General features: G+C 74.3%; 7 protein-coding genes and 1 tRNA gene. 4 read left to right on the forward strand and 4 right to left on the reverse strand.

Annotated elements, in window-relative coordinates:
* Positions 1 to 1,111, reverse strand: a 1,111-nt coding sequence (locus tag ACXJKG_RS17555) for an LCP family protein (RefSeq protein ID WP_456847029.1), incomplete at its 3' end; no start/stop codon positions are given.
* Positions 1,112 to 1,198: 87 nt separating this feature from the next.
* On the opposite strand from ACXJKG_RS17555, the gene ACXJKG_RS17560 reads away from it, so the two are divergent.
* Positions 1,199 to 2,986, forward strand: coding sequence for an ABC-F family ATP-binding cassette domain-containing protein (locus tag ACXJKG_RS17560; protein ID WP_456847030.1), 1,788 nt, complete (start codon positions 1,199 to 1,201; stop codon positions 2,984 to 2,986).
* Here the strand turns inward: ACXJKG_RS17560 and ACXJKG_RS17565 are convergent.
* Genes ACXJKG_RS17565 through ACXJKG_RS17575 form a run of 3 tightly spaced genes read right to left on the reverse strand, consistent with a single transcriptional unit; the run spans position 2,983 to position 5,322 of the window.
* On the reverse strand, positions 2,983 to 4,158 hold the full coding sequence (locus ACXJKG_RS17565; protein WP_456847031.1) for an MFS transporter: 1,176 nt from the start codon (positions 4,156 to 4,158) through the stop codon (positions 2,983 to 2,985). The genes ACXJKG_RS17560 and ACXJKG_RS17565 overlap by 4 nt on opposite strands.
* Before the next feature lie 4 nt (positions 4,159 to 4,162).
* Positions 4,163 to 4,687: a MarR family winged helix-turn-helix transcriptional regulator gene (locus ACXJKG_RS17570; protein ID WP_456847032.1), complete on the reverse strand. Its 525-nt coding sequence runs from the start codon at positions 4,685 to 4,687 to the stop codon at positions 4,163 to 4,165.
* 35 nt (positions 4,688 to 4,722) lie between these two features.
* The gene (locus ACXJKG_RS17575; RefSeq protein WP_456847035.1) at positions 4,723 to 5,322 is read right to left on the reverse strand and encodes a TetR/AcrR family transcriptional regulator; all 600 of its coding nucleotides are present in this window, start codon (positions 5,320 to 5,322) and stop codon (positions 4,723 to 4,725) included.
* Between the two features lie 119 nt (positions 5,323 to 5,441).
* Here ACXJKG_RS17575 and ACXJKG_RS17580 point away from each other — a divergent pair.
* From ACXJKG_RS17580 to glmU, 3 genes are all read left to right on the forward strand, one after another.
* Positions 5,442 to 5,513, forward strand: a tRNA-Gln gene (locus ACXJKG_RS17580).
* Positions 5,514 to 5,565: 52 nt separating this feature from the next.
* On the forward strand, positions 5,566 to 5,829 hold the full coding sequence (locus ACXJKG_RS17585; protein ID WP_456847033.1) for a hypothetical protein: 264 nt from the start codon (positions 5,566 to 5,568) through the stop codon (positions 5,827 to 5,829).
* A 64-nt stretch (positions 5,830 to 5,893) separates the two neighbouring features.
* Positions 5,894 to 7,330: bifunctional UDP-N-acetylglucosamine diphosphorylase/glucosamine-1-phosphate N-acetyltransferase GlmU (gene glmU / locus ACXJKG_RS17590; RefSeq protein ID WP_456847034.1), on the forward strand; the 1,437-nt coding region annotated here is incomplete at its 3' end.

Below are 7,330 nucleotides of genomic sequence, written 5' to 3' on the forward strand. Positions count from 1 at the left end.
GTGCGGTGCTCCCGGGGACCGGGGTCGCGGGCGGGGCGGACGGCGCCTCGCCCACGGGCTGGTCGGCGGCGATGCGCGCCCAGAGCTCCGCGGCGGCCGGCGTCGCCTCGACGCGGTACTTGTCGGACCGCGCCGCGGCGGTCGGCATCGACGCGAAGACGATCCGGTCCGCCTGCAGGTTCCGCAGCGACAGCCCGAAGCCGGCCAGGTCGGGCAACGACTGGAAGCCGGAGCTCGCGGTCAGGGAGCTGGTCGCCGCCTGGGCGAACCGCAGCATGGCGGGCGGGTCCGTGAGCACGTCGCGGCTGAGCACCGAGCGCGACATCGCGGCCATGAGGTCGTGCTGACGGGTGATCCGGCCCGTGTCCGAGCCGTCCCCGATGTCGTGCCGGGCGCGGGCGAACTGCACGGCCGTGGTGCCGTCGAACACCTGCGGCCCGGCCTTGACGTGCAGACCCGTCAGCGAGTCGTCGAGGTCGGTCGGCAGGCACATGGGGACACCGCCGATGGCGTCGACCATGTCGCGCAGGCCCACGAAGTCCACCAGCACCAGCCCGTCGAGCCGCACGCCCGTGAGGGCCTCGACCGTCTTCCACGTGCACGCGGCGGCCGACTCGACGTCGTGCCCGAGCTTCCACCCGACCGCGAACGCCTCGTTGAACTGGCGGTGCGCCCGGGCCGGGGTCGTGGTGCCGTCGGAGAGGGTGCAGGACGGCCGGTCGGCCAGCAGGTCCCGGGGGATGGAGACCAGCTCGACGCGGGACCGGTCGGCGGCGACGTGCGCGACGATCGTGGTGTCGGACTGCATGCCCTCGTTCGCGCCGCCGATCGCCGCGTTCTCGCCGCTGCGGTCGTCGGACCCGATGATCAGCAGGTTCACCGCCGAGCCGGCGCGGGCGTCGCCGGGGGCGGTCGGGCCGGCGGCGGGGTGGGGCCGCTCGCGCTCGTCGCCGACCATGCCGGCGAGGTCCACCTCGTCGATGTTCGACTGCAGGTTCAGGTAGACCGCCGCGGCACCCGCCACCCCGAACGCCAGCACGCCGACGGCGGTGAGGGCGACCGCGCGGGCGAAGCGGTGCGGCGCGGCCCGGCGCGCGTGGGCGACGGTCATGTCCGGGACGCTAGCGCGCAGGTCAGGGGCCGCGTGGCCCGTCCGTGTGGAGGACCTGTGCGGGTGTGCGGGTAGCCTTCAYGGCAAATGGCTCACCTTCTCGGCGCGGACCGCGTCACGCTCACGCTGGGCACGCGCACCCTCCTCGACCARGTCTCGCTCGGCCTCGACGACGGCCAGCGCATCGGCGTCGTCGGCCCCAACGGCGCCGGCAAGTCGACCCTCCTGCGGGTGCTCTCGGGCATCCAGGCTCCCGACGACGGCCGGATGACCCGCGCCGGCGGGGTCCGCGTCGCCGTCCTCGAGCAGCGCGACGACCTGCTCGCCGGACGCACCGTCCTCGATGTCGTGCACGGGTCCGCCGACGAGCACGAGTGGGCGACCGACTCCCGCATCCGCTCGGTGCACGCGGGCCTGCTCGCGGACGTCTCCCTCGACGCGGACGTCGCCACCCTGTCGGGCGGGCAGCGCCGCCGGGTCGCGCTCGCCGCGCTGCTGGTCCGCGACGACGAGGTGCTCGTGCTCGACGAGCCGACCAACCACCTCGACGTCGAGGGCGTCGCCTGGCTGGCCGCCCACCTGGTCGACCGGTACACCCGCACGAACGGCGCCCTCGTCGTGGTCACCCACGACCGCTGGTTCCTCGACGCCGTCTGCACGCGCACGTGGGAGGTGCACGACGGCGGGGTCGACCAGTACGAGGGCGGGTACGCGGCGTACGTGCTCGCGCGCGCCGAGCGGGCGCGGACGGCGTCGACCACCGAGGAGAAGCGGCAGAACCTGCTGCGCAAGGAGCTCGCGTGGCTGCGTCGGGGTGCTCCGGCGCGGACGTCGAAGCCCAAGTTCCGGATCGACGCGGCCAACGCCCTCATCGAGAACGAGCCGCCGCCGCGCGACCAGCTGAGCCTGACGCGGATGGCGACGGCCCGGCTGGGCAAGGACGTGCTCGACATCGAGGACGCCTCCGTGGTCTACGGCGACCGGGTGCTGCTGCACGACATCACCTGGCGGCTGGGCCCCGGCGACCGCGTCGGCCTGGTCGGCGTGAACGGCGCCGGCAAGACCTCGCTGCTGCGGCTCCTGTCCGGACGCCAGCAGCCGAGCACAGGCCGCGTGAAGCGCGGCAAGACCGTGCAGGTCGCCGAGCTCACGCAGGACGTCGAGGAGCTCGACGAGCTTGCTGCCATGCGCGTGATCGAGGTGATCGAGAGCGAGAAGCGCTCGGTCGTCGTCGGCGGCAAGGAGCTCACCGCGGCCCAGCTGGTGGAGCGGCTCGGCTTCGACCGCGAGCGGTCCCGGACCCCGGTGCGCGACCTGTCGGGCGGCGAGCGACGCCGGCTGCAGCTGCTGCGGCTGCTCGTCGGCGAGCCCAACGTGCTGCTGCTCGACGAGCCGACCAACGACCTGGACACGGACACCCTGGCCGCGCTCGAGGACCTGCTGGACGGCTGGCCGGGCACGCTGATCGTCGTCTCGCACGACCGCTACCTGCTCGAGCGCGTGTGCGACACGCAGATGGCGCTGCTGGGCGACGGACTGCTCCGCCAGCTGCCGGGAGGGGTCGAGCAGTACCTCGACCTGCGGCGGGACGCGGAGGCGACCGCGTCGTCCCCGCTGGACGCCCGGCCCGCCAGCACGGCGGCGCCGGCCGCGGTCTCGACCGCCGACCTGCGCACCGCCCGCAAGGAGATCGCCCGCATCGAGCGGCGCCTGTCCCGCATCGCTGACCAGGAGGCCGTGCTGCACCAGCGCATGTCCGACCAGGCGACGGACCACCAGGCGGTCATCGCCCTCGACGCCGAGCTCCGCGCCCTGGCCGTCGAGAAGGACGAGCTGGAGACCGCCTGGATGGAGGCCGCGGAGATCGTCGGCTAAGCCTCGCGGCGCATGCTGCGCAGCGCGAGCCCCGACGCCGTCCCCATCGTCAGCACCGCGCCGAGCACGACGAGCAGCGGGGCGGTCCATCCGCCGCTCGACGCGTGCACCGCGCCGAGGACGCTCGGGCCCAGCGCGGCGCAGCCGTAGCCGATGCTCTGGACGGTCGCCGACATGCGGCGCGCCGCGGCCTGCGACCCGGCGGTGGAGGCGATCACGGTGAAGATCACGGCGAAGTTCCCGCCCTGCGCCACGCCCGCGAAGGTGCACCACAGCGCCCACCCGCCGGGCGCGAGCAGCAGCCCGACCGGCAGCACGATCCAGCCGACGGCGATCGCCGCGGACACGGCGGCGACGGGGGCGCGGCGACCGAGCGCGATCGGCACCGCGATGCCGCCGACCATGCCGAACAGCTGGAACAGCGCCGCGGCCCCGCCCGACGCGGCGCGCTCGAGCCCGAGGGTGTCGTGCAGGAGGGACGGCAGCCAGGCGCTCACGGCGTAGTAGCCGAACGCCTGCCCGGCGAAGGCGACCGCGAGGAACCACGTGACCGCACGACGCCACACGTCCGGGGCCCCGCTCGCCCCGACGAGGACCACGGGCTCCGCGCGACCGAACGGGTACGCGCGCTGCCACACGACCAGGGCCACGACCGCCAGCAGCCCCCAGCTGGCGAGCGCCCACCGCCACCCGACGGCGGCCGCCAGCGGCGCGGTCAGGGTGGTGGTCAGGACGCTGCCGCCGTTGAGCGCGGCGGTGTACAGGCCGGTGACGCGCGGCACGTGGCCGGGGAAGTCGCGGCCGATCACCACCGGGACGGCGACGTTGCCGGCGGTGATGGCGACGCCGATGAGGACCGTGCCGACGAGGGCGGTGCCGAACCCGTCGGAGGACCGCAGCAGCGTGCCGGCCAGCACCGTGACCAGCGACGCCGCGACCACCCGCCCCGTGCCGAGGCGCCCGAGCAGCACGGCCATGAGGGGTGTGGCCAGCGCGAAGCAGAGCACGGGGATGCCGGTGAGCAGGCCGACGGCGGCGGCGCTCAGGCCGAGGTCGGCGCGGACGTCGTCGACGACCGGGGCCAGCGCCGTGATCGGCGCGCGCAGGTTGAGGGCGTACAGCAGGACGGCGGCGAGCAGGAGTCCCCGTGCGGCGGACCGCGCCGCCGTCATGCCCTCACGACGCGTCGAACGGCGCGGTCACCTCGCGCAGCAGGTCCGCCAGCCGGTCGCGGTCGGCCTCGTCGAGGTCGCCCAGCAGGCCACGCTCCACGTCGAGCAGGTCGGCGAACGCCGCGTCGACCCGGGCCAGCCCGGCGGGCGTGAGCTGCACGAGGACGCCGCGCCGGTCGTCGGGCGCGGGCTGGCGCTCGACCAGGCCGTGCTCGGCCAGGCGGTCGATCCGGTTGGTCATGGTGCCGCTGGTGACCAGCGTCTGGGTGAGCAGCGCGCCCGGCGAGAGCCGGTACGGGGCGCCGGCCCGACGCAGCGCCGACAGCACGTCGAACTCCCACGTCTCCAGGTCGTGCCGCGCGAAAGCGGAACGCCGGGCGAGGTCGAGGTGCCGGGCCAGCCGGCTGACGCGGGACAGGACCGTGAGGGGTCGGACGTCGAGGTCCGGGCGCTCGCGTTCCCAGGCGAGGACGATCCGATCGACCTCGTCGCGGGACCCGGGAGCGTCCGGGGACGTGCGTGCGACCATGATCCGAGATTACTCGACGTCGACAGAGATCCTCGTCACACGCTGCCGGTGAGGGTCGGCCGGCGCTCGAGCGCGGACAAGCCGTTCCAGGCGAGGTTGACCAGGTGGGCGGCGACGACGTTCTTGCTCGGGCTGCGGGCGTCGAGCCACCACTGCCCGGTGAGCGCGACCATGCCGACCAGCATCTGCGCGTACATCGGCGCCGTCTTGGGGTCCTGCCCCTGCTTCTTGAACTGGTCGGCCAGCAGGTGCTCCACCTGGGTGGCCACGTCCCCGATCAGGCTGGAGAACGTGCCGGTCGCCTGCGCCACGGGGGAGTCGCGCACGAGGATCCGGAACCCGTCCTCGGACGCCTCGATGTAGCCGAGCAGCGCGAGGGCCGTCCGCTCGACCATGGCCTTCGGGTGCCCCCCGGCCTCGAGCGCCCCGCTCAGCGCCCCCGTCAGCGCCTGGATCTCGCGGTCGATGACGACCGCGTAGACGCCCTCCTTGCCGCCGAAGTGCTCGTACACGACGGGCTTCGACACCTCGGCCCGGGCGGCGATCTCCTCGACGCTGGTGCCGTCGAAGCCCTTCTCTGCGAACAGGCGGCGCGAGACGTCGAGCAGCTGCGCTCGCCGCTGCGTCCCCGTCATGCGGGAGCGGGGTGCGCGCTTGCTGTCGGTGGCCACGCGCCCATCATGCCGTGAGGGGTCGCTGCCGTTGGGAGGCTCGGTGCCTGGCAGACTTGGCGGCCACGGCGTCGCGACGTCGGTCCGCCCTGGTGTAACGGCAGCACGCCGGCCTTTGGAGCCGTGCAGTCCAGGTTCGAATCCTGGGGGCGGAGCCTCCGACGTGCCAGTTCTGCGTGCACTGGTGGACGGAGTACGGTGCGGCTCATGGCGACGACGCGCGGGAAGCGTGCTCCCTACCTCCTGCTCGGCGTGCTGCTGTTCGTGGCGCTGTCCCAGGTCGTGGATCTCGCCGTGGGCGCGCCCGAGGTCGGTGTGCGGGTCGCGGTCATGGTCGTGGCGCTCGTCGGGGCGGCGGCCACCGGCGTGTGGATCGCCCGGATCCGGCACGTCGTCCCGGAGCCGCCGCGCCGGCTCACCCCCGCGCCGGAGGATCCCGACGCGGCCGGAGCGACCTCCGCGCGCGGGTAGAGTGCACGGTGCGCACGAGATCCGCCGCCCGAGACCCGGGCAGATCCGCGAGGAGCACCCCCAGGTGACGTTCCCCCGCCCGGCCGCCGTCGTCGTCCTCGCCGCAGGTGAAGGAACCCGGATGCGCTCGGCGACTCCCAAGGTCCTGCACACCCTGGCCGGTCGGAGCATGGTCGGCCACGCGCTGGCCACGGCTCGCGCCCTCGATCCCGGCCGCGTCCTGGTGGTCGTCCGGCATGAGCGCGAGCGGGTCGCCGCGCACGTCCGCGAGCTCGACCCGCAGGTGCTGCTGGCCGACCAGGACGGCATCCCCGGCACGGGCCGCGCGGTGCAGATGGCGATGAACGCGCTCGACGCGGCCGCCCAGGCGGACGCCGCGAACGACCCGACCGCCGGTTCGGCCACGCACGCGCAGGTCGTCGGCGCGGTCGTCGTCATCGCGGGTGACGTGCCCCTGCTCGACGCCGCGACGCTGCACGAGCTGCTCGAGGCGCACCACGCCGACGGCAACGCCATCACGGTGCTGACCACCGAGGTCGCGGAGCCCACGGGCTACGGCCGGATCCTGCGCGAGCCGGGCACGGGCGACGTGCTGGGCATCGTCGAGGAGAAGGACGCCGACGACGCGCAGCGCGCGATCAGCGAGATCAACTCCTCCATCTACGTGTTCGACGCGGCCGTGCTGCGCGGCGCGCTCGGTCGGCTGGGCCGGGACAACGCGCAGGGCGAGGTCTACCTGACCGACGTGCTGGCGATCGCGCGGGCCGACGGCGGCCACGTGCGGGCCCTGCGCACCGACGACCCGGTGCTGGTCGAGGGCGTCAACGACCGCGTGCAGCTGTCGGTGCTGCGGGCCGAGATGAACCGCCGCATCCTCGAGGACTGGATGCGCGACGGCGTCACGGTGGTGGACCCGGCGACCACGTGGGTCGACGTCGACGTCGAGCTCGAGCAGGACGTCACGCTCCTGCCCGGCACGCAGCTGCACGGCGCCACGGTGGTCCGCGAGGGCGCGACGGTCGGCCCCGACACCACCCTGACCGACGTCGAGGTGGGACCGCGGGCCAGCGTCGTGCGCACGCACGGCACCCTCGCCGTGATYGGCGCGGACGCCAGCGTGGGCCCGTTCGCGTACCTGCGGCCCGGCACGGTGCTCGGCGACGCCGGCAAGATCGGCACGTTCGTCGAGACCAAGAACGCGCAGATCGGGACCGGCTCCAAGGTTCCCCACCTGTCCTACGTGGGCGACGCGACGATCGGCGAGCACACGAACATCGGCGCCGCCTCGATCACCGTCAACTACGACGGCGTGAACAAGCACCGCACGACGATCGGCTCGTACGCCCGCACCGGCGCGGACAACATGTTCGTCGCCCCCGTGACCATCGGCGACGGCGCGTACACCGGCGCCGGCAGCGTGATCCGTCGCGACGTGCCCTCCGGCGCGCTCGGCGTCAGCGCGGGCGCGCAGCGCAACATCGAGGGCTGGGTCGCCCGGGCC

This window comes from Cellulomonas sp. P5_C6 (genome assembly GCF_054049635.1).

Bases quoted from the DNA above. Each gene is read 5' to 3' on its own strand.
- ACXJKG_RS17565 (WP_456847031.1), bottom strand. From the start codon at position 4,158: ATGACGGCGGCGCGGTCCGCCGCACGGGGACTCCTGCTCGCCGCCGTC.
- ACXJKG_RS17570 (WP_456847032.1), bottom strand. From the start codon at position 4,687: ATGGTCGCACGCACGTCCCCGGACGCTCCCGGGTCCCGCGACGAGGTC.
- ACXJKG_RS17575 (WP_456847035.1), bottom strand. From the start codon at position 5,322: ATGACGGGGACGCAGCGGCGAGCGCAGCTGCTCGACGTCTCGCGCCGC.
- ACXJKG_RS17585 (WP_456847033.1), top strand. From the start codon at position 5,566: ATGGCGACGACGCGCGGGAAGCGTGCTCCCTACCTCCTGCTCGGCGTG.